General features: G+C 57.1%; 17 protein-coding genes. 7 read left to right on the forward strand and 10 right to left on the reverse strand.

The window, feature by feature from the left end:
* Positions 1–242: 242 nt before the first annotated feature.
* Entirely contained in the window at positions 243–2102 is a 1860-nt protein-coding gene (locus N7220_RS01875; RefSeq protein ID WP_283149778.1) for a sigma-54-dependent Fis family transcriptional regulator, read from the reverse strand.
* A gap of 281 nt (positions 2103–2383) precedes the next feature.
* Between N7220_RS01875 and adh the strand changes: the two genes are divergently transcribed.
* Positions 2384–3904 carry an aldehyde dehydrogenase gene (gene adh / locus N7220_RS01880; RefSeq protein WP_283149779.1) on the forward strand — a complete coding sequence of 507 codons (1521 nt, stop codon included), beginning with the start codon at positions 2384–2386 and terminating at the stop codon, positions 3902–3904.
* Between the two features lie 92 nt (positions 3905–3996).
* A complete protein-coding gene (locus N7220_RS01885) occupies positions 3997–4383 on the forward strand; it encodes a DUF779 domain-containing protein (RefSeq protein WP_283149780.1) in 387 nt (128 codons plus the stop codon).
* 1 nt (position 4384) lies between these two features.
* Here the strand turns inward: N7220_RS01885 and tilS are convergent, their stop codons facing one another.
* Both tilS and N7220_RS01895 read right to left on the reverse strand, forming a co-directional pair.
* The gene (tilS, locus tag N7220_RS01890) at positions 4385–5728 is read right to left on the reverse strand and encodes a tRNA lysidine(34) synthetase TilS (protein WP_283149781.1); all 1344 of its coding nucleotides are present in this window, start codon (positions 5726–5728) and stop codon (positions 4385–4387) included.
* Positions 5715–6683, reverse strand: coding sequence for an acetyl-CoA carboxylase carboxyltransferase subunit alpha (locus N7220_RS01895; RefSeq protein ID WP_283149782.1), 969 nt, complete (start codon positions 6681–6683; stop codon positions 5715–5717). Before N7220_RS01895 ends, tilS begins: the two co-directional genes overlap by 14 nt.
* A gap of 505 nt (positions 6684–7188) precedes the next feature.
* On the opposite strand from N7220_RS01895, the gene flgM reads away from it, so the two are divergent.
* The gene (gene flgM, locus N7220_RS01900) at positions 7189–7497 is read left to right on the forward strand and encodes a flagellar biosynthesis anti-sigma factor FlgM (protein ID WP_283149783.1); all 309 of its coding nucleotides are present in this window, start codon (positions 7189–7191) and stop codon (positions 7495–7497) included.
* Between the two features lie 83 nt (positions 7498–7580).
* Entirely contained in the window at positions 7581–8051 is a 471-nt protein-coding gene (gene flgN / locus N7220_RS01905) for a flagellar export chaperone FlgN (protein ID WP_283149784.1), read from the forward strand.
* A 112-nt stretch (positions 8052–8163) separates the two neighbouring features.
* Here flgN and N7220_RS01910 read toward each other — a convergent pair whose 3' ends face one another.
* Positions 8164–8697, reverse strand: a complete 534-nt coding sequence (locus N7220_RS01910; RefSeq protein WP_283149785.1) for a C40 family peptidase — start codon at positions 8695–8697, stop codon at positions 8164–8166.
* 219 nt (positions 8698–8916) lie between these two features.
* Here N7220_RS01910 and N7220_RS01915 point away from each other — a divergent pair, with 219 nt between their 5' ends.
* A complete protein-coding gene (locus tag N7220_RS01915) occupies positions 8917–10110 on the forward strand; it encodes an SAM-dependent methyltransferase (RefSeq protein WP_283149786.1) in 1194 nt (397 codons plus the stop codon).
* Between the two features lie 191 nt (positions 10111–10301).
* Here the strand turns inward: N7220_RS01915 and N7220_RS01920 are convergent, their stop codons facing one another.
* From N7220_RS01920 to N7220_RS01930, 3 genes are all read right to left on the reverse strand, one after another.
* Positions 10302–11786 carry a DegQ family serine endoprotease gene (locus N7220_RS01920; RefSeq protein WP_283149787.1) on the reverse strand — a complete coding sequence of 495 codons (1485 nt, stop codon included), beginning with the start codon at positions 11784–11786 and terminating at the stop codon, positions 10302–10304.
* A gap of 90 nt (positions 11787–11876) precedes the next feature.
* Complete coding sequence (locus N7220_RS01925) at positions 11877–13196, reverse strand: ATP-binding protein (protein ID WP_283149788.1); 1320 nt, start codon at positions 13194–13196, stop codon at positions 11877–11879.
* Positions 13193–13858 carry a response regulator gene (locus N7220_RS01930; RefSeq protein WP_283149789.1) on the reverse strand — a complete coding sequence of 222 codons (666 nt, stop codon included), beginning with the start codon at positions 13856–13858 and terminating at the stop codon, positions 13193–13195. The genes N7220_RS01925 and N7220_RS01930 overlap by 4 nt, the downstream gene beginning before the upstream one ends.
* Positions 13859–13966: 108 nt before the next feature.
* Between N7220_RS01930 and N7220_RS01935 the strand changes: the two genes are divergently transcribed.
* Positions 13967–15253 carry a ClcB-like voltage-gated chloride channel protein gene (locus tag N7220_RS01935; RefSeq protein WP_283149790.1) on the forward strand — a complete coding sequence of 429 codons (1287 nt, stop codon included), beginning with the start codon at positions 13967–13969 and terminating at the stop codon, positions 15251–15253.
* Between the two features lie 128 nt (positions 15254–15381).
* Here the strand turns inward: N7220_RS01935 and N7220_RS01940 are convergent, their stop codons facing one another.
* Positions 15382–15684 (reverse strand): PsiF family protein, encoded by a 303-nt coding sequence (locus tag N7220_RS01940; RefSeq protein ID WP_283149791.1) that lies wholly within the window; start codon positions 15682–15684, stop codon positions 15382–15384.
* Between the two features lie 144 nt (positions 15685–15828).
* Positions 15829–18069, reverse strand: coding sequence for a patatin-like phospholipase family protein (locus tag N7220_RS01945; protein WP_283149792.1), 2241 nt, complete (start codon positions 18067–18069; stop codon positions 15829–15831).
* A gap of 243 nt (positions 18070–18312) precedes the next feature.
* Between N7220_RS01945 and N7220_RS01950 the strand changes: the two genes are divergently transcribed.
* The gene (locus tag N7220_RS01950; protein WP_283149793.1) at positions 18313–19629 is read left to right on the forward strand and encodes an anaerobic C4-dicarboxylate transporter family protein; all 1317 of its coding nucleotides are present in this window, start codon (positions 18313–18315) and stop codon (positions 19627–19629) included.
* A gap of 471 nt (positions 19630–20100) precedes the next feature.
* On the opposite strand, the gene N7220_RS01955 is transcribed toward N7220_RS01950, so the two are convergent.
* A complete protein-coding gene (locus N7220_RS01955; RefSeq protein WP_283149794.1) occupies positions 20101–22416 on the reverse strand; it encodes a Tex family protein in 2316 nt (771 codons plus the stop codon).
* Between the last annotated feature and the right edge of the window lie 32 nt (positions 22417–22448).

A 22448-nucleotide genomic window follows, 5' to 3' on the forward strand; every position in this document is an offset into this window, starting at 1 on the left:
TTCACGGAAATCCGGGCTACGATACTTCGCCCTGAATCCACCCAACGAGGCTGGCCAACAGACGGTTTGCTTGTGCCTTTGACCTTGGGCCCCCTTGCGGCAGCGGGGTCGCCTTTCTTTTGGTTTCTTTTCTTTGGCGACGCAAAGAAAAGAAACGTGCTCCCGGGCACCCCCGGGTATCAAATGCCTTTAAACCTCGTGCCGAAGACACTTACCCCACAAGCCTTTGAAGTCACACCATTTCACCCCCGCTGCTTGCGATAAATCGTATTCCTCGACACCCCCAAAGCCCGCGCTGCAGCCGACACATTCCCGCCATGCTCACTTAACGCCGCGTGAATCGCCGACTGTGTCACCGCCGCCAACCGCCCTTCTTGCTGCGGCCCATTCGGTTCAACACCACGACTGGTCGCTTCGATGAAATCATCCGGCAAATGCGCCAAGCCAATTTCGGCCTCATCTCCCGCCAATACGCACGCGGTATGCAGCAGATTGAACAATTGCCGGAAGTTACCCGGCCAGTGATAGCCCAGACACATCGCCATGACCTGTGCCGACAGCCGATAACGTATGCCGCCAGCGCTTTCGGTATTGAGCATCTTGCGAATCACCGCCGGTAGATCGCTCCGCTCACGCACTGGCGGCAATCGTACGGTCAGGCCTTGAATGCGGTAGTACAGATCCGCACGAAACTCGCCGCATTCCACCATCGCCGGTAAATCACGGTGCGTGGCGCAGACCAGCGCGATATCCACCGGAATGGCCTGATCGCTACCTAGTGGCGTGATTTCGCGTTGTTGCAGTACTCGCAGCAAGCGCGCTTGCAACGCCAGCGGCATATCGCCGATTTCGTCCAGGAACAGCGTACCTGCGCTAGCCTGCAAAATCTTGCCGCTGCTGCCTTTGCGCCGTGCGCCGGTAAAAGCGCCGTCAACATAACCAAACAGTTCGGATTCGATCAGCGTTTCTGGAATAGAAGCGCAATTAACCGCCACGAAGGCTTTGTCGGATCGGGGCGAATCGCGATGCATCGCCTGAGCCAGTAGCTCTTTGCCGGTACCGGTCTCGCCGGTAATCAGAATCGGTACATCGCGCCCCAGCACTTTGCCGACCCGTTCGATGACCCGCGCCACCTGGGCGTCGCCCGTATCCAGGTAATGCAGATGCGACAATCGTGGCAATGCGCGTGGGGTAACCAGGCTGGCGGTTCTGAGCACGGCGCGCGCTTCAACCTTGACGCCGTTATGCAGGCATAACTCGATCCAGCCATCACCCGTGCGATGACAACGCGACAACACCTCACCCAGCGGCATATCAAACAGCGCCGCAAACGGTCGACCAGCCAGTTCATCCTCGATACCCAACTGGAAACGGGCGCTGCCATTGGCGGCCAGCAAATGCCCATCCAGCGAGAACGCGGCGATGCCTTCCATCAAGGTGCCGACAAATTCGCGGCGGCTATGAAAACTCAGATACAGCGCGTCGGCAAAGGCATCGCGCAGCAACTGGTTTTCCAGCGTCTGCGCCGACATGCGCACCAGCGCCGTGGTGTGGCGGTGATAACCACGGTAATCGCCGGTCACGTCAATGACGCCGCTCAAGCCACCTTGCGGATCAAGAATGGGCACGCTGGAACACGTCAGAAACTGGTTGGCTTTCAGAAAATGCTGATCGCCATGCACGGTGGCGGCCCGGCGTTCGGTAAGCGCGGTGCCAATGGCGTTGGTGCCTTGATTGGCTTCCGTCCATAACGCGCCGGGCTGCAGCGCGACTTTTTCCGCCCGCGCCAGAAAATCATCATCGCCCAGCGAATGCAGCACCAAACCACTGGCATCGGTCAGCACGATCATGCTGTGGGTATTGGCGATTTGCTGATAGAGCGTTTCCACCAGCGGCACCGCATGCTGATAGAACTGGCGATGCTGGCCGACCTGCTCGGCCAGAGCGGCTGGCGAGAGAATCGCGTAGTCCGGACGGGTGCGCTCAGACAGGCCGTAACGGCGGGATCGCTCATGCGCGGACTGCAGTCGCTCGGGGTCGAGCAAGGACGTATAAACGAGATTATCGCCCCCGCCAAAAGGGTTAGTTGCAGAGTGGGACACTGGTGCCTCCTTGGCCGCACAAATTGCTGCGGTGCACCTAATTATCTGAAAAATAAGTGTTTTATCTGTTCAGTGATCAATGTAGCACCTGTTGCAAAATGGCGCAAAAACGCATTTTCCGGCAATCACACTTTCATATTATTTATTTTAAAATCAATACGTTGTAAATAAATTAAGTCGAATTAGCGCATTGGCACAGCGTTTGCACCTGTGTGTACAGCCAGTACCCGCTGGCACAGCTGCAACACTGCCCATTCAATGCACTGAGGAGAACAGGTCAAATGAATCACGCTGAGATGAAGTTTCTGAATCTGCCGTTTCCGTACAAGAAAGAATATGGCAATTACATCGGCGGCAAGTGGGTACAGCCCGTGGCTGGCGATTATTTTGACAACGTATCCCCCATTACCGGCGAGCCGTTCTGTCGTATTCCGCGTTCGCAACAAGCCGATATCGATCTGGCGCTGGACGCTGCTCATGCCGCCAAAACCGCTTGGGGCCGCACCTCGCCCGCCGAGCGTGCCAATATCCTCAACAAGATTGCCGACCGCATGGAGGCCAATCTGGAAATGCTGGCCGTGGCCGAAACCATCGACAACGGCAAGCCCATCCGCGAAACCCGCGCGGCTGATATGCCGTTGGCCGTTGACCATTTCCGCTACTTTGCCGGCGCAGTACGGGCACAAGAAGGCGGGATTTCGGAAATCGATCACGATACGGTTGCCTACCACTTTCACGAACCGCTGGGCGTAGTCGGGCAGATCATTCCGTGGAATTTCCCGATCCTGATGGCGGTATGGAAACTGGCACCCGCGCTGGCCGCAGGCAATTGTGTGGTGCTTAAACCCGCCGAGCAAACGCCGGCGTCGATTCTGGTGCTGGCCGAGTTGATTGGCGATCTGCTGCCACCGGGCGTACTCAATATTGTTAACGGTTTTGGGCTGGAAGCGGGCAAGCCACTGGCCACCAGCAAGCGCATCGCCAAAATCGCCTTTACCGGTGAAACCACCACCGGCCGGTTGATCATGCAGTACGCCAGCCAGAACCTGATTCCAGTCACGCTCGAACTGGGCGGCAAGAGCCCCAACATTTTCTTCGAAGATGTCATGAGCGCCGATGACTCGTTCTTTGACAAAGCGCTGGAAGGCTTTGCCATGTTTGCGCTGAACCAAGGTGAAGTCTGCACCTGCCCTTCCCGCGCGCTGGTGCAAGAGTCGATCTACGAGCGCTTTATGGAACGCGCAGTAAAACGGGTTGAGGCGATTCGTCAGGGCCACCCGCTGGATGGCGGCACCATGATTGGCGCGCAAGCCTCGCAAGAGCAGTTCGAGAAGATTCTGTCGTATCTGGACTTGGGCAAACAAGAAGGCGCCAAGTGTCTAACCGGTGGCGAGCCCGCCCGCTTTGATGGTGAGCTGTCCAAGGGCTATTACATCAAGCCCACCATCTTTGCTGGCCACAACAAGATGAGGATTTTCCAGGAGGAAATCTTCGGGCCGGTGGTGTCTGTGACCACGTTCAAGAATGAAGCCGAGGCACTGGAAATTGCCAATGACACGCTCTACGGCCTGGGTGCGGGCGTATGGACCCGTGATGGCACGCGGGCGTATCGCTTTGGCCGCGAAATCCAGGCCGGGCGCGTGTGGACCAACTGCTATCACGCCTACCCGGCGCACGCGGCCTTTGGCGGCTACAAGCAATCCGGCGTCGGCCGCGAAAACCACAAGATGATGCTCGACCACTATCAGCAAACCAAGAATCTGCTGGTGAGCTATTCGGACAAAGCGTTGGGTTTCTTCTGAGCACGAGTTTGCACGCAGCAAACGTGGGGTGGATTTGTTCCGGTTTTATGGAGCGAATCCACCCGTCACCGTTTTGCAGGCAAAGGATAATTATGGAACAAACTGTTGAACGGGTGACCGCCACGCCCGCCGCGCTCGTGCTTATCGCCCAGCTAAAGCAGCAGCACGGTGACTTGCTGTTTCACCAATCCGGTGGCTGCTGCGATGGCAGCGCGCCGATGTGTTTTCCGCGAGAGGAATTCATGGTGGGCTCATCAGATGTGCTGCTGGGGGAGATTGGCGGCGTGCCGTTCTATATGAGCAGCTCACAGTATGAATATTGGGAGCACACACAGCTGATCATTGATGCCATTCCCGGCAATGGCGGGATGTTTTCGCTGGAGCGACCAAGCGGACTGCGCTTTCTGACGCGTTCGCGTTTGTACGCGGATAATGAATCGGCGTGGCTGGCCGATCACCCGGCTAAAACTGCCGCCTGATTCAGACTTGCGTACCGGAACCGCTTTGCCATAGCGGCAGCCAACCAGTTTCACCTTCGGTTTGCTTGAAGGTGGAGTCTACTCCGACGCCAGGCCAGGCAACGAGTTGGTCCTTCAGATAAACCAGCGGCGTAGCGGCACGTTGCCACGGCGGAATACCCAGACTTTGCGCCAGTGCCTTAAGTTGCTGCGCCGGCCCATCAGCGCGCAAACGGATCGTTACCGCACCGCGCCAGGGTCGCAATTCAAATCCTGCGCGTAAATGCCCCTCGCCAATGCCGTTTTCTGCGACTGACTGCCAATGCAGCTCGCCGGCCCAACCTGCTGGCTGCACGGTGGCACCGTTTTCCCAAGCCAGTTGTTGCACTTCACCCGGCTCAATTTGCGCGGCGGTAATAAACAGCCGATTGCGATAGCGCCGCACGGCTTGTTTACGCCATACCAACGCGGGCTGGCTATCGGCAGATGCATCGCAACCGGTCCGCCAAAGTTCGTCAAAGGCGCGGGTATCCAGCACCAGATCATGACTTCCCAGCCAATGCCGCAGGGCGTGCTTGAGGCGCAATGGCGATAACGGCGTATCCAGTGCAAAAGCATCGCCTTGCACGCACAGCGGCAAATCGTTGGCGGCGACTTCATCAAGCAATGCCTGCGCTTCAGCTATATGCCGGGCACTGCGGTAAATGCTTTGCGCCATGGCCGGAAAGGCTTCTTGCGCGGGCGGGATGACCTTGTGCCGCAAGAAATTGCGGTCGAAATCGGTCTGCTGATTGCTTTCGTCTTCCACCCAAGTCAGCTCATGCTGGCGAGCGTAGTCCAGCAACTGCGCGCGAGGGACGTCCAGCAAGGGCCGCAGCAAAGTGCTGTTCTGGCCAAATGGCCTTGCTAGCGGCATGGCGGCCAAACCGGCCAAACCGCTGCCGCGCAACAGGTTTAACAGCACGGTTTCTGCTTGATCACCCAGATGATGCGCCGTGAGAAACACAGACGCGGGCTCTTGCGCAAAAGCGGCGTAGCGAGCATTACGGGCAGCGGCTTCTACGCCGTGGCTGCGCCGTTGCGTCAGCGTGACATGCTCAACCCGACAAGGCACTGCCAGCGATTGCGCAAATTCCACGGCAAATTGCGCCCACGCATCTGCGTTGGGCGACAAGCCATGATGCACGTGCACCGCGGACAGACTGAAATCAACCGAGGTGCGGCATTGAGCCGCCAGATGCAGCAACACCACCGAATCGAGCCCGCCAGAAAGGCCGACACAAATGGTGGTGGGTTGTGCAGAGGAACAATACGGCGCCAGCCGGGCGGACACCCGGCTGATCAGCGCCGCATCAGGAGAGGTCAATTTCCTTGTACTTGCCATAAGCCATCAACCGTTCGAACCGGGTTGCCAGAAGTTCGTCAGTTGATTTGTCTTGCAGCGCCTTGAGTGCGTCGGACAGCGTTTTTTTCATCGTCACCATCATTTGCTGATAGTTGCGATGCGCGCCACCAACTGGCTCGGTGATGATTTTGTCGATCAAACCTAGCGTTTTCAGGCGAGCGGAGGTAATGCCCATGGCTTCGGCTGCATCAGCCGCCTTTTCAGCGGTCTTCCACAGAATGGAGGCGCAGCCTTCTGGCGAGATCACCGAGTACGTGGAGTACTGCAGCATCATGACCGTATCAGCAACCGCAATCGCCAACGCGCCGCCCGAGCCACCCTCACCGATCACCGTGCAGATAATCGGCACGCGCAGTTTGGTCATCTCGAACAGATTGCGGCCAATGGCCTCGGACTGGCCGCGTTCTTCTGCGCCAATGCCCGGATACGCACCCGGCGTATCCACAAACGTCATGATCGGCAGGTTGAATTTTTCAGCCAGCTTCATCAGGCGCAAAGCCTTGCGGTAGCCTTCCGGACGCGGCATGCCAAAGTTGCGGTATTGCCGGTCTTTGGTATCACGGCCTTTCTGATGGCCAATGACCACGACGCTTTGACCGTTAAAACGGCCTACGCCGCCAACAATGGCTGCATCGTCTGCATAGTGGCGATCACCGTGCAGTTCTTCAAAATCAGTAAATAGCGCCTTGACGTAATCAAGGGTGTACGGACGTTGCGGGTGGCGTGCCACCTGCCCGATCTGTGCCGAGGTGATCTTGCTATAGATACTCTTGGTCAGTTCCTGGCTTTTCTTTTCCAGGTGGCCAATTTCCACGGAGATATCTACGGCCGAATCATCCTGCACAAAACGCAGTTCCTCGATTTTGTTTTCGAGTTCGGCGATCGGTTGTTCAAAATCCAGAAAAGTGGTCTTCATGCTGTTTTTGTTTCCCTGAGAAGCCGCCAGGGCTTGGGTATTGCGTCAGATTGCGTTGTGTTCCACCGTATTTTCGGCCTGCGCAGCGGCGTCAGCGACCTGTTTCGTATGGGGTGGAACCCAAAAATCACGCAACTATACAGCAACGTTCTGCCTCCCCCAAGCATGGCACGACGGAACAGCAACCGGCCTGGTGACCCGTAAATCCGTGATCAGGCTACAAGCCTTAATCTGTAAGGTATTGGCTCTGATGCGACTAACCCGGTCTGCAGTTTGTATCAAAGCACTGATGACCTTTTGTCGGTTCGTTGCGACACGTGAGCCATTCTTCACCAGTGCAATGACGTGCTTGTTTATCATCAGTTGCGATCGTTTGCGCACGTCGCCCTGCCCGGTTGTGGCTGGCAATGAAAATCAATCCTAAAGTTCCTACGCGCACAGCCGATAATTGGCATAATAAACGTTAATGCGCAGCCCGCCGTGCCGGTGGGCGGGAAAGGTAAACATGAAAATAGACCAATCTAGCAAGGTTTCACTGCAATCGCCCGCACGTACCGACGCGAGTCGGACGCCTGCACCCGCGACCCAGTCAGCCTCGGCACAAGCGACCAGTACCGCTCAGGAAAACGTAACCCTGAATCCGGCTGCGGCGCAATTGGGGCAAGCAGATCAAACCGGCGGCGATAACAGCGTGTTCGATAGCGAACGCGTGGCTTCTTTGCGCCAAGCGATCAGCGAAGGTCGCTTTACCGTGAGCAGCGACCGGATTGCCGACAAGCTGATCTCCAGCGTACAAGATTTGCTGCAGCAATAAAGCAATAACCGCCGCGTTGCCAACTGTGCCCGTTCACTGGTGGCACAGAGCCCTCTTCACCCTTCTTTGTAGCGACTGCCTCTGTGGTGCAACCTGAATCCGTACTTGAGCTGATTGAAAAAGCTTCGGCCGCACTGGCCGAGTTGCTGCAGTTGTTGCAGCAAGAACAGGATTGCCTGGTCAGCAACCGGATTGACGATCTGGCCACCTTGATCTCCGCCAAGCAGCAAAGTGCCGGCAAAACCGAACAAGCCACCGGTGCCGTCGAAGAATGGTTCAATGCCAATGGTATCGCCAGCCGGGAAGCCGATATCCGCCAGTGGCTGGCCGCGCACTTGCCGCAAGGCGCAGGTGCTTGGGAAACATTACGCGAACAAGCGCGTCAGGCTTCTGCCATCAACAAAAGCAACGGTCAGTTGATTGATACCCGTCGGCAATTGGTGGATGGTTTTGTTGCTGAACTGGCGCACGAGCGCGGCGAAGGCACCCAGTTGTATTCGGGCTCCGGCCAGCTTACCGGGCGGACCGGGCCATTTACCCGCGGCAAGGCTTGATTTAGCGGCTGGTTCGAGCCGAAACCAGGAACAAACAATAAAGGGCACCCCATCTGGCGTGCCCTTTTTGCTATGCGCGAGAAAGCAGCGCCAGATCCACCGCTAGCAGATATCAGTTGGTGGCAATCAGCGAGCGCCCGCCCTCAAACCGCGCTGCAAACCATGGCGAGCTCAGCGATTCAACCTTGATATGCCCTTTGCTGGATGGCGCGTGCACAAATTTGCCATCGCCAATATAAACACCGACATGTGAATACGGCTTGCCCAGCGTATTGAAGAACACCAGATCGCCCGCTTGCAGAGCCTGGCGATCCACCGGCCGAGACAGCCTCGCCATTTCGGCTGCGTTATGCGGCAAAGTGACGCCGAGCGCATTTTTGTAAATGAAATACACCAGGCCACTGCAATCAAGACCGGCTTCCGGATTAGCACCACCAAATTGATAGTTCACATCGAGCAAACTCAGGGCGTAGAGCACCACTTCCTGGCGGTTTTCTGAGGCGACTTGAATGGTACTGACCGAGCGGTCAATCGGGCGGCTGGCGGTGGGGGGCGGAGCCGAAGTGCGCGGGGCAGAGCCACACCCGGCCAAGGTGAGTAGCGCCATCAGCAGCAATGGGCGCAGCGACCTGTAATCTTGGGTCATGACACACCCTGAAAATATTGATCGGCACATTGTATCCCGCCTGGCCGCAAAAACCAGGACCTATGCCGGATTCGCAACAGCTGCCCGATATTTCATTGCACCGGAAACTGTATTCTTTCAAATCAGTTTTTTGTCATTTGCGCTCAATGTTCTAATTTAAAAACAAGCAGTCCAGAAAGTTTGTTGGTACCCCGCCCGTAACCTTGAACTGAGGTGAACATGCCCTGGAACAATCTTTTTGATGAATTTCTTGAACGTATGCGTAGTCATGGCATTCCTTTGCGCTTGCAGCTCTGGAACGGTAAACACTTTGATCTGCACCCGGAGCCCAAGGTAACCATCATCGCCAATACCGCAGGCAGTTTGCGACACGTGTTGCATCCTACGCTGGACAGCCTGGGGCAGGCCTATGTGGAAGGTGATATTGACCTGCAAGGGCACGTGCTGGATGTGGTGGATATTGCAACGCAGCTGGCTGCGGCCGAAGGCCCGGCCTCACGCAGCGCGTCTCGACGTGGCCGTCACTCCAAGGATTCCGACAAAGATGCCATCAGCTATCACTACGATGTTTCAAACGAGTTTTATAGCGCCTTTCTGGATAAACAAATGGTGTATTCGTGCGGTTATTTCCGCTCGGAAACCGACACCCTGGATGCGGCGCAAGAACAGAAAATTGATCACATTCTCAGAAAACTCAATATCCAGCCCGGCCAGCGCCTGCTGGATATTGGTTGTGGCTGGGGTGCGCTGATTGTTCGGGCGGTGAGACATTACGGTGCTCGCGCCGTAGGCGTAACCCTCTCCAGCAATCAGTATGAGTACGCCAAAGAACGCATCGCACGTGAAGGGCTGAGTGATCGTTGCGAGGTGCGGCTACAGGATTACCGCGACGTGACCGGTCAGTTTGACCGGATCAGCAGCGTCGGCATGTTTGAACATGTTGGCTTGCGTAATCTGGAAGGGTATTTCCGGCAGATCCACAAATTGCTGGTCGATGGCGGCGTGGTCATGAACCACGGCATCACCAGCACGGATACCAACTCGTTCAACTCCCCTTTTGGCGGCGGCGACTTTATTGACCGCTATGTCTTTCCCGATGGCGAACTCCCCCACATCAGTCTGGCCTTGCGTGAAATGAGTATCGCTGGCTTGGAGGTTGTAGACGTGGAAAACCTGCGTCGCCATTACGCATTGACCCTGCGGCATTGGGCAGAGCGCTTTGAAGAGGCGGGAGAGAAAGTCCGGATCATGGCTGGTGAACAAAAATACCGGATCTGGCGCGTGTATCTGGCCGGGTGTGCATACGGCTTTACCCACGACTGGATTTCGCTCAACCAGATTCTGGCGGTGAAAGCAGGCGGACCGGGCCTCAATACTTTGCCCTTCACGCGAGAATATATGTACCAACCATGACCAGCCAGATAACCACACAGCCTGCTTGAAACGGGCAAAAAAAATGGGGGCGAATCCGCAAGAATCGCCCCCGAGCTTTATCAGGGAGAGTCACAACTTCATACAGGTACTTGGTTACTGCAGTTAAAACAGTTATTTGCGAGGTCTGCCGACACTTGCAAACACTTTAAAACGGGCTAAAAACCAGCTACTTAGCCCAGATTAATCGGTACAAAAATCTTGGCGTCACCGCGCTGGACCAGCAGCGCCACATGATCCCCCGCCTTGGCCACCAAGACTTTCAATTGCTCGGCACTGGTCACATTGGTGCCATTGATTGCCAGCAAGACATCACCAGGTTCAATGCCAGCGCGAGCGGCCGGGCCGCCAGCTTGTTCCACCACCAGACCGCCAGCAATCCCGGATTCCTGTTTTTCATCCGGCGACAGGGGTCGCACGGCCAAGCCCAGGCGCCCGTGATCCTGAGTAGGGTTAGCGGCAGCAACCTTGCTGTCTTTAGCCTCGCCAATTTTGGCGTCGACATCAACTGTCTTGCCATTACGCCAGACCTGCAAACGCGCGTCGGCGCCGGGTGCGAGGCTGGCAACGGCTGGCGGCAATTCGCTGGAGCTTTCCACCGTTTTGCCGTTGAGTTTGAGCACGATATCGCCCGCTTTCAGGCCAGCCTTGGCGCCCGGACTATCCGGCTCAACACCACTGACCAACGCACCAGTCGGTGTCTTCAGACCAAACGACTGGGCCAAAGCCTGATTCACATCCTGAATGGTGATACCCAGACGACCACGCGTGACCTTGCCGTGCGCCACAATCTGCTGCGAAACATTGCGGGCAATATCAATCGGGATGGAGAACGACAGGCCCTGAAAACCGCCGCTGCGCGAGTAAATTTGCGAATTGATACCGATGACTTCGCCATTCAAATTGAACAGCGGGCCGCCAGAGTTACCTGGATTGATCGGCGCATCGGTCTGGATAAACGGGGTATAGCCTTCATCCGGCAGCGAGCGGGACTTGGCGGAAATAATCCCGGCAGTCACCGAGTTCTCAAAGCCGAACGGCGAGCCAATCGCCAGCACCCAATCCCCCACGCGCGATGCCGCCGGGTCGCCCAGCTTCAGGGTTGGCAGGTTGTCCGCCTTGATCTTGAGTACGGCGACATCGGTCGCTTTATCCGCGCCCAGTACCTTGGCAGTGAACTCACGCTTGTCCGTCAGTTTGACGGTGACTTCGCTGGCATCTGCTACCACGTGCGCGTTGGTCAAAATAAGGCCGTCCGGGCTGATAATGAAGCCGGAACCCAAGGCGTGCAGCGGCTGCCCTTGCCCACCTTCCCCATCTTGCGGTGGCTGAATGCCAAAGCGGCGGAAGAATTCGTAAAACGGATCGTCTGGATCAAGCCCCGGTGCACCCTGGCCTTGGCGTGTAGCAGTCTTGACCTGACCGGTTACGCTCACGTTCACCACTGCGGGGCCATAGCGGGCAACGATATCGCTGAAATTAGGTAAAGCAGCCTGAGGTGAAGCCAGCCCGGCAACGGCTTGTGTCGTTGCGGGCGGGGTATTACCGGCAAATGCTTCAGGCAGCAAATGGCCGTTGATTTTGGCCACGGAGAATCCAAGCACCCCAGCCAGCCCGAGGGCGAGGGCCGTTGTCTTCCAGGTTCGTGTCGTCTTCATGGTTTGTTACTCCTTTGCAGTCATCTTGGTGGACCGTTGCAATGGAGATTAAACGCCTGACCTTAAACGGCACTTAAACAGAACGACGAGCTAAACAGCTTTGGCTGCGTTTGTGAAAATCACCTCAACTGCCAGCCCACCCAAGGCCGAGTCGCCCAGACTGACCTTGGCAGACTGGCGAGCTGCCACGGCTTTTACAATGGCCAGCCCCAAGCCACTGCCCGCTGCCGAAGTCCCTGGCCGCCGGTAAAACCGGTCAAACACGCGCTCGCGCTCGTCCACCGGAATGCCCGGTCCGCTATCGCTGACCCGAAAAAACGGCTGGCCCTGCTCGTTCAGTCCGGTTGCCACATCAACTTGACCGCCCTGCGGCGTATAGCGGATGGCATTGCCGATCAGATTGGCAAACAGAATTCGCACTGATTCCCGATCACCCACGATTTGTGGCTGTGCCGTGCCAGGAGCCAGCCCGATATCCAGATTATTGGCTTCGGCCAGCGTCAGGTGATCTGCCAGCACCTCGCCGGCCACCTCTGTCAAATCGATCGTCACCGACGTTTGCGAAGGATTGTCCGGCTCAGCCCGGGCCAGCGTCAGTAGTTGCTGCAATACATGCACTGCTCGGTCCAGCCCCGATTGCAGCGCATTGAGCGCCACTGTGCGTTCCGCCGCGTTGTCCGCCCGCTCCAGCAACTGTAACTGCAGTTGCAAGGCGGTCAGCGGCGTGCGCAGTTCGTGCGCAGCGTCGGCGGTAAAGGTGCGTTGCGCGTTCATGGCCTGGTCGAGGCGCCCCATCAGCGTGTTGATGGCGTTGACCAGCACGCCCGCTTCAACCGGCACCTTGTTCACGGCAATGGGGTCCAGCGTGGCCGGCGTGCGCGCAGCAACCGCACCTGCCAGATCGTCCAGTGGCTTCAAGCCACGCCCCACCGCCAGCCAGCCGATCACCGCCAGCAAAGGCAGCATGGCCAGAAACGGCATCACCGTTCGCACCGCCGCCATCAATGCCAGTTGATTGCGGATGCGCAAAGGCTGGGCGACCTGGACGACTTCGCCAACCAAGGGGATAGAAAATGCCCGCCACGTCCCTTCTTTGGTTTCCACGGTAGAAAAACCCAACTGGGCCTGATCTGGCAGAACGCGATGCGGATGCGACATATAGATCCGCATGCCGCGATCATTCCAGACCTGAATCACGAAATCAAAATCACCGCGCTCGTTGGAGGGGCGCGGTAAAGCACCGATGAAATTCTGATCACGCAGCGCTAACGCCATCTGGCGCAACTGGTAATCGAACAGCGCGTTGGCTTCTTCGCGGGCGCGATAAAAAGTAATGCCCGCGCCCAGCGCAATCGCACCACACAGCACGGCCAACAATGAGGCAACCAGTTGTTTACGAATGGAAATCATGCGTTGGCCTTGGGCACAAAATAACCCACGCCACGCAGATTTTTGATCCACTCCGGCCCGAGCTTGCGGCGCAACGCATGGATATACACCTCAACCGTATTGGAGCCGATCTCTTCGCCCCAGCCATACAGCCGCTCTTCCAGTTGCGTACGCGACAGCGGCACGCCGGGGCGCTCAGCCAACGCCGCCAGCAAGGCGTATTCGCGCGCCGACAGCGTCACCGGCTGGCCGCTCAACACCACTTCACGCGTTGCCGGGTTGATGCGTAGCGCGCCCAGATCAAGCACCGGATCAACCCGCCCGGCATGACGACGCAACACGGCCCGGATGCGGGCAGCTAGCTCATTCAGGTCAAACGGTTTGACCACATAATCGTCGGCCCCTGCATCCAGTCCCTCAATACGGTTTTCCACCGTATCGCGCGCGGTGAGGATCAGCACCGGTCGGCCATCGTTGCGTCGGCGCATGCCTTGCAGCAAGGCTAGCCCAGACTTGCGCGGCAGTGAGAGGTCCAGCAATACCAGTTCATGCTCGCCACAACTGAGCGCGGTTTCGCCTTCGCTGCCATCGCGCGCCCAGTCCACAGTCATGCCCAGAGATTTGAGTCCCTGTTGCACGGCCTCCCCGATCATTGCATCGTCTTCTACCAGCAAAACCCGCACCGTAATTCTCCTGAAACCCGCATGAACCAGACATGACCATCACTGATTTGCCCTGTATTGTAGCGAGCACAATTGCCTGTCGTGCAAAACCGTCTGCGATCATTTCTCATGCCCATTCCTTTTCGCCATGTTTTGCTGCTGCTGCTGTGGTCCGCGCTGGCCGGTATCGGCGGTGCGCTGGCTACGTTGTTGTTCCGCGAAGCCATTACGCTGGGTCTGGGTGTTATCAACGGTCACACGGGTTGGGGCCTGGTTGATACCGCCAGAAATCTGGGTTTGTGGCAACGGGTGGCGCTACCCACGATAGGTGGCTTGCTGGCCGGACTGGTGTTGCAATTTTTGCTCAGCGACGCCCAGCGACGCGCCCGTGTGGACTATATGGAAGCCGTTACCGTAGGCAGCGGCAACGTCAGCGCGCGCGGCAGCCTGGTGCGTAGCTTGTCGTCGTTATTCAGCATTGTTTCCGGTGGCTCATTGGGGCGGGAAGGATCGATGGTGCAACTGGCCGCGCTGGGTGGCTCATGGCTAGGGCAAATCACCCGCATGCCGACTGGCGAGCGCCGCTTGCTGGTGGCGTGCGGCGCGGCGTCGGGCATGGCCTGCGCCTATAACGCGCCCCTGGCTGGCGCACTGTTTGTGGCCGAGATCGTGTTGGGGTCCATCGCGATGCCGAGTCTGGGACCGCTACTGATTGCTGCGGTGGTGGGCAGCCAGTTGTTTCATCACCTATGGAACAGCGCCCCCATTTTTGAAATCCCGCCGCTGGGTTTTGTCTCTAGTTGGGAACTACCCGGCTACGTTGTACTGGGCCTGCTCTGCGGAATGCTGGCACCGGCGTTCCTGAAAACACTCAATCTCGCCAAAGCAGGATTCGCCCACCTCCAACTCCCGCTGCCCATTACGCTGGCGATTGGCGGTTTACTGGTGGGTGTATTGTCTTTGTGGCGGCCAGAGGTTTGGGGCAACGGTTATAGCGTGGTCAGTGCCATGCTGCACGGCGCCTGGGCATGGCAAATGGTGTTGTTGCTGCTGGCCTGCAAAGTGTTGTCGACTTCTGCCAGTATCGGTTCCGGTGCTGTCGGCGGTGTGTTTACCCCGACGCTGTTTGTAGGCGCCGCCACTGGCTTGTTGTTTGGCACCCTCGTCCACACTCTGTTCCCGCATAGCACAGCTGGCCCCACCGTTTATGCGGTATTGGGCATGGGAGCATTTCTGGCCGCGGCCACGCAAGCGCCGTTAATGGCGATTGTGATGATCTTTGAAATGACGCGGGATTACGAAGTGGTCGCGCCGCTCATGGTAGCCTGCGCGCTGGCGTGGTTTGTTTCGCGGCTGTGGCTGAATGCCGACCCGCTTTACCATTCCGGGAGAGAAACCAATCCGCCATCGGCCTGACTGACGCCAGTCAGTGCCGCATCTCTGAAATCCGCATAAACAAAAAAGGCAGCCCTTAAGCTGCCTTTTTTGTTGTCGGCCAAGCCGGAACAGCATTCCCGGCACACTGGCCGTTGGTTTGAACCCGTTTATTTCTTCAGGCAAGTGCTCATGTAGGACTTGCGGGCATCGCCCTTCAGACTTTGCGCAGTGGCGTCGGCATTACATGTTTTCATCTTGTCTTGCTGGGTTGCCGGTACCGACGCCGCCGGTGCCGGTGCCGAGGCACTCAGGCAGGTGCTCATGAAAGTCTTGCGTGCATCACCACTCAACGCCTTGGTCTTGGCATCGGCATTACACGACGTCATTTTATCTTGCTGCGAATTGGTAGCCATCACTTGGGTAGAGAACAGCACAGCAGCAGCCAGCAGCGAAATACGGATCGGATTCATGAAGTTTCTCCTTGTTGTGAACTACCAGCGGGGCAGTTTGTGTTAGCCAGTTTAGTCATTCGTTCACCATTGGCATGCAACTGTTCTGTAACGTTGTTTTCTCCAAAGCTTCGGCTTGTTACAAGGCCGCGTCAGCCACTGCCATCAAAATGGATTACCCAGTGTCAGGTAATAGCGCCATTGCCGGTTATCACCGTAGGCCGCGCCCAGATAAAGCGGGCCGAGGAATGATTCAATGGCAATGAATCCAACGCCGGAGTAATGCCATTTACTGGCGGACTGATCAAACGTTGATTCATCCATTTTGCCCGCTTCCGCAGCCAGGCCAAGCATGGTACTTCTGCTCTCGGTATTCAAAAACGGCAGCGGGCGATACAGCGTTACGCGGCTATACAGGAATTTGTCACCCAATAATGCCTGGTAGGGATAACTGGAAAGATTCAAAAAACCACCCATCCAGGCCGTATCCACAATGGCATCTGTAGCGTGAGACGTGGTCTGTGCTTTAACCATGACGTAGCCATTGGTCTCGCCCAGTGAAAACGCTTGTTTGCCCAGCAAAGACAAGCGCCCGTAACTGGCTGTGTTCGCACCACCACCCCACGCCTGGTAGGCACTCAGCTGCAATGCTGTGCCACTGGAGGGGAAGTCTGCGTTGTCGAGTTGGTCATAATTCAGGCTCGCGCGCATACCGTAATCGTGTTGATAGATTTCAGGTAGCGCAATGATCCCCGGCTGGCCATTGGCGTCGGAGGCAAGGATGCCGCCAACCACAGGGCTGGCATGGGCATGCTCGGCCATAAAGCCAATCCGCGCCTCACCATAGCGTGAGAATGTGGAACCCAGATCAATACCGCCTTGCTGTTTGTAAAGCCGGAACTGGCCAACCTGCGTGTTGCCGTCATACAAAGCCAGTGGGCTGGATTGCACCGTAAAATTGGGGGCAACAAACGCGTACCCATCAATTTGCAATGGCTGATAAAACTCGCCACCCAGGGCCATGGTATCGCCAGCCCGCAAAATAACCGATGCCTCGCCACCCAACGAATTCAACCAGGTGCGGCGATAGCGCGCCAGCAACGCATAGGGCGAAGCATTTTCAAAGTCCGTACCAAGAGCAATACCGAAATTGAGGTAATTGGGGCCCCAATCCTTTTCAACCGGAATCAGCCGTAATTTCTGCCCGGCACCGTCATCCAGCAATTCGTAATCCAGCTGCGAAAAATCGCCGCGGGAATAGAGGTGCGAAAGTTGATCATGAAAATCACCGCTATCCAGATCCTTGCCCAGTTCCACATCGACGTTTCTGGACAGTACATCCGGATTCACCCGCGTAGTGCGCGCCACTTCAATGCTGTCGATTGGCTTGGGTTGCAGACGTTTACTTTCTCTGGCTACCTCCCATTTATCGTATTCAGCCGGACTAAGTTCATAACGCTGCAATTGCACCAATTGCTGGCGGGCGGCTTTTTCACCGGCAATGATGAAATCGCTGGCTTTATTGAAATCAGTACTTTCCAGCGTGCCTAATGCCGGAGTAATGAGCACATCATCCGGCTTAAGGCTGGCAATTTGCGGGCGCTGGTTTTGTACGATCATCAAGCGCGTGTATTGGTTAGCCACGTCAAAAATGGTGTTGATGCCATCGCGTTTGAGCGGTGGCGAAGCCACATCTACGGCGATGATCACATCGGCACACATCTTGCGCGCGACATCCACGCCCAGATTGCGCGAAAGACCACCATCCACCAGCAAGTGCTGGCTGCGAGCCACGGGTGGGAAAACCCCCGGCACGGCCATGCTGGCGCGCATGGCGGTCACCAGATCACCGTCGCTCATCACCACCATTTCGCCGGTTTCCAGGTCTGTGGCGATGGCGCGAAATGGCACACTCAGGTCATCAAAACTCTTTACCGTGCCGCCGTAAGTCAGATCACGCAGCAAAGTGGCAATTTTTTGGGTCTCTATGGCGGACTTGGGCAAAGCCAGTGAACCGTCATCACGCACGCCAACGTCAATCGGCGCCAGGTGCATGTTGTCATCCTGCTTTTGCCGGTACGACATCTGTTGTCGTGGCAAACCGGAGCTAAACAAGGCATCCCAGTTGGTTTTACCCGAGAGGGTCGACATGTTCTGCGCTGTCTGCCCGGCAGCATAACTGCCGCCCACCAGCGCGCCGATGCTGGTGCCGACAATGCAATCGACCGGAATATGATTCTCGGCCAGCACTTGCAGCACGCCGATGTGCGCCAGCCCGCGTGCCCCGCCGCCGCCCAGCACCAGTCCAATGCGTGGCCGATCCTGCGCCGTGGCAGCGGCCATGGGCACCGCCAGCACCAATGCCGCCATCATCCAGAACATCCAGCCCGATACCGCCCTATGCATGCCTGCCACCAATCATGTTGTACCGGCGTGGCCGGTATTCGTTTCTGGCCGCGATTCTAACTGACCACGCAGACTTAACGCACAATTCACTTTAGATAGCGTCAGCGGATTCACACATTTTCGTATTTGCAAAGTTGCAATCTGCCGGATGTATTTACTCTTGTCTCCAACGACAATCGGCAAGTTTTTAAATATTGCCGATAATTAAAGCCGTTTTGGCCGGTAATCCGGATCGGGAAAATCATGATCGCATTGCAATTGGCTGTGGTATTGGCCGCTATTTTGATCGGGGCGCGCCTGGGCGGCGTAGGTTTGGGGTTAATGGGCGGATTGGGGCTGGCCGTGCTGGTATTTGGCTTTCACCTGCAACCAACCAGCGCTCCGATTGACGTGATGTTGATGATCCTGGCGGTGATTACCGCTGCCGGTTGTCTGCAAGCTGCCGGCGGCATGGACTGGCTGGTGCGGGTGGCTGAGCGTTTGCTGCGGCGCAACCCCAAGCGCATTACCTTTTTTGCGCCTTTGGTGACCTACACCTTCACCTTGTTCGCCGGTACCGGCCACGTGGCGTATTCCGTTTTACCGGTCATCGCCGAAGTGGCGCGGGATTCTGGCGTGCGCCCGGAACGTCCGCTATCCATTGCCGTGATCGCTTCACAAGTCGGCATCACCGCCAGCCCGATTTCTGCCGCCACGGTGACTTTGCTGGCCATGCTGGCGCCTTCCGGCGTTGATCTAAGCCACATTTTGCTTGTGGCCATTCCCGCCACCTTGCTGGGCGTGCTGGCCGGTGTAGTTGTAGCCAGCCGCCTGGGCGTGGAACTGGAACTGGACCCTGAATACCAGAGAAGACTGGCCTCTGGCGAGATCGCTCCGCGCCAACCAACCACTGCGGCGGCACCGTTGCCCCGCTCAGCGCTGCTCTCTGTTTGCATCTTCCTGGTTGCCGCGTTGGCGGTCGTACTGCTGGGATCAATCTCCGCCTTGCGCCCGAGTTGGGTTATCGAAGGCAAGCTGATCCAGATGGATATGCCCAGCGCCATTGAAATCGTCATGCTGTCCGCCGCCGCGCTGATTTTGCTGTTGGGCCGGGTAGAAGCTGATCTGGTGGTGCGGGGCAGCGTGTTCCGCGCCGGAGCGGCGGCCGTGGTCGGCATCTTTGGTATTGCGTGGATGGGTGACACCTTCATCCAGGCCAATATGGCGTTTTTCTCCAGCGAGATCAAAACCGCCATTACCGCAGCGCCGTGGCTGTTCGCGCTGGCCTTGTTTGGCATGTCGATCTTGCTGTATTCACAAGCGGCAACCATTCGAGCGTTGATGCCATTGGGCATGGCGCTGGGTTTGTCGGCACCCGCACTCATTGCCATGTTCCCCGCCGTGAACGGCTATTTCTTTATTCCCAATTACCCAACCGTGATTGCCGCCATCAATTTCGACCGAACCGGCACCACGCGCATTGGCCGCTGGTTGTTGAATCATAGCTTCATGTTGCCCGGGTTAGCTTGTTCGCTGGTGAGCGTAGCCAGCGGTTTTGGCTTGGTTAAACTGGTGTTCTGAACGTCAAAGGCCAGCACAGCAAATGCCATAAATCAGATTTTTCTGCACACATTTAAGGCAAGTCTGATTTATTGAACATAAAGAGGCACGCATCATCTGCCGATGCCTGCCTCTACCCCTCTTCCAAGCCATTCATATGTCGCCCGCCAAAATCTGGCTGCGGGATATATCAACACGCGGGAAACCCTGGTCAGCGCATTGGGCCTGGGTTGGCGCACACCGCTCTGGCGCCTGGTGCGCCCGACAAAACCTGCTCAACCACGCACAGCAGTTGCCCCCACCAACCGCGCAAAGCTGTTAGCCAACTATCAGGCCGTAGTGACTGGGGATCAATCGCATGAAGAACTAATCGATACCTACGCCTGAGGCTTTCAGACAAGCTAGATCAAAAAAAAAAACGCCAACCAGACCGGTTGGCGTTTTGCTGAACGTAGAAGCGCGCATCGATTTGCCGCGCCTCTGCTGCCCGCCTTACTTCTTCAGTTTCAAACCTGCCAGGGCCGATGCCATAGCGCCTTGCGGCTCTGGCTGGCGCTGTACCACCTTACGCTCATTGCGGCTCATGGCCTGACCAGTCACGCCAGCATCCGGTTTCTGGCGACTGTCGTCATTCAGGCGCATGGTCAGTGCTATGCGTTTGCGCTTGGCATCCACCTCTTGCACTTTGACCTTAACCACATCCCCTGCCTTGACCACTTCGCGCGGGTCTTTGATGAACTTGGTGCTCATCGCCGAGATATGTACCAGGCCATCCTGATGCACGCCGATATCTACAAACGCGCCAAAATTGGTGACGTTGGTGACCACGCCTTCCAGCACCATATCTACTTGCAGGTCGGATATTTGTTCCACGCCGTCAGCAAAGCTGGCAGTTTTGAATTCCGGGCGTGGATCGCGGCCCGGTTTTTCCAGTTCGGCCAGAATGTCTTTTACCGTTGGCAAACCAAAGCGTTCATCGGTGAACTCAGCCGCATTCAATTGCTTCAGGAATGTGCCATCGCCAATCAGTGACTTCACTGCTTTCTGCACTTTGGCGACGATTTTTTCGACCACCGGATAGGCTTCCGGGTGCACCGCCGAGCGATCCAGCGGGTTGTCGCCATCCATCACACGCAAGAACCCGGCAGCCTGTTCAAATGTCTTTTCTCCCAAACGCGGTACTTTGAGGAGTTGGCGACGATTCTTGAACGCGCCATTGGCATCGCGGTAAGCCACAATCTGGCTGGCCAAGGTGGCATTCAAACCGGAAATACGCGTCAGCAAAGCTACCGACGCCATGTTTACGTCCACGCCCACGGCGTTCACGCAGTCCTCAACCACCGCATCCAGCGAACGGGCCAGATCAAGCTGGTTCACGTCATGCTGGTATTGGCCAACGCCGATGGATTTCGGATCAATCTTCACCAGTTCCGCCAGCGGGTCTTGCAAGCGACGCGCAATCGATACCGCGCCACGCAACGATACATCCAGTTCCGGAAACTCTTTGGCGGCCAGTTCCGACGCCGAATACACCGATGCGCCAGCTTCTGACACCACCAGCTTGGTCATTTTGTGTTCGGGGTGCAGCTTGATCAGGTCCATCGCCAGCTTGTCGGTTTCACGGCTGGCGGTGCCGTTGCCAATCGCAATCAGATCAACCTTGTGCTTGCTGGCCAGCGCGGCCAATACGGCCAGCGATTCATTCCACTGCTTACGCGGCTCATGCGGGTAGATCGTCGCGGTATCCAGCAGTTTGCCGGTGGCATCGACCACCGCCACTTTGCAGCCGGTACGCAAACCAGGATCAAGACCCATGGTGGCACGCGGACCCGCCGGAGCGGCCAGCAGCAAGTCTTTCATATTGGTGGCAAACACCTGGATCGCCGCACCTTCCGCCCGCTCACGCATCTGGTTGATGAGTTCGGACTCCAAGCTCAGCGCAATCTTGGCGCGCCAGGTCAGGCGTACGGTGTCCAGCAGCCATTTGTCCGCCGGGCGACCGAGATTTTCGATGCCATTGCGACGGGCAATTTTCAGCTCACACACGCCCGGGCCAACCGGCTTGGCGGTTTCGTCCAGTTCTTCCGGCAGTGGCAATGCCAGCGTCAGAATGCCTTCGTTGCGGGCACGCAGCACGGCCAAAGCCCGGTGTGACGGCACATCACGCCACGGTTCGTCGTATTCAAAATAGTCTGAGAACTTCGCGCCCTCTTCCGCCTTACCTTCGACCAGGCGGGTTTTAACGTGCGCCTTGCTGGCCGCGTGTTCGCGCAGATCACCCACCAGTTGGGCATCTTCAGCAAACTGTTCCATCAGAATGGCGCGGGCACCATCCAGCGCGGCTTTGACATCGGCCACGCCTTTCTCGGCATCGACATAGGCTGCCGCGACGGCTTCCGGGTTTTGCGTTGGATCGGTCAACAAACCTTGTGCCAGCGGGTCCAGGCCAGCTTCTTTGGCGATCTGGGCGCGGGTGCGACGCTTGGGTTTGAACGGCAGATACAAGTCTTCCAGCCTCTGCTTGTTGTCGGCATCCAGCAACTGCAGTTTGAGTTCAGGCGTGAGCTTGCCTTGTTCATCCACACTGGCAATCACGGCACCGCGCCGCTCTTCCAGTTCCCGCAAATAGCGCAGGCGTACTTCCAGATTACGCAACTGCGTGTCATCCAGCCCGCCGGTGACTTCCTTGCGATAACGGGCAATGAACGGCACGGTCGCGCCTTCATCCAGCAGTTGTACGGCGGAGGCCACCTGGGCCTCGCGGCAGACCAGTTCGGTGGCAAGGCGGGAATGAATACTCGGTAGCATCCTGCGGACTATCCTTAAAGCGATGATGTTCT

This window comes from Silvimonas soli, from assembly GCF_030035605.1.
Taxonomy (GTDB): Bacteria; Pseudomonadota; Gammaproteobacteria; order Burkholderiales; family Chitinibacteraceae; genus Silvimonas; species Silvimonas soli.